Source organism: Paenibacillus sp. KS1 (genome assembly GCF_001680695.1).
GTDB lineage: Bacteria > Bacillota > Bacilli > Paenibacillales > Paenibacillaceae > Paenibacillus_B > Paenibacillus_B suaedae.
In genome coordinates, this window is sequence record NZ_MAIS01000309.1 from 1 (window position 1) to 457 (window position 457).

Annotated in this window: 1 pseudogene; it reads right to left on the bottom strand. The window is 42.2% G+C overall.

Going from position 1 to position 457, the window contains the following annotated elements:
• Window positions 1-457 (bottom strand): annotated as a pseudogene (locus BBG47_RS30300) (hypothetical protein); the annotation flags it as partial.

Here is a 457-nt window from a genome sequence, read left to right on the forward strand (position 1 = left end):
CAGCGACTTTGAATCGAGCTCTTCCTTGGCTAACTTTATCGAAAGACTGACATACTCTACTGGCGTCTCTCCCAACTTATCCTTGGACAGAAGTGCTTCAAAATCTTTCCCTGTCAATTCATACGATAAATAATGATCTTGCAGTTTTCCTTTTTTATCGTCATAGCGCCTCTTCATGACCGCTTCTCTATCAAAGACGTATGTTTTCTTTGCGTATGCTCCTTTCAGCATTTTCAGGGCCTTTTCCTGATCCTGTTTGCTGATTTTATCAATTGGAATCGTTCCATTGATCTCCCATACTTCTCCTTTTTGATAATCGAAGTGGACTGCGTACTTTCCATCTGTCGATGTAACCTTTGCATTTGTAGCAAATGTAGTCTCGGCAGCCTCCTGTAACTTTATCTCTTTCCCTGCAAATTGCTTTACCGCTTTTTGCAGCTTGGCGGCCAGCTTCTGA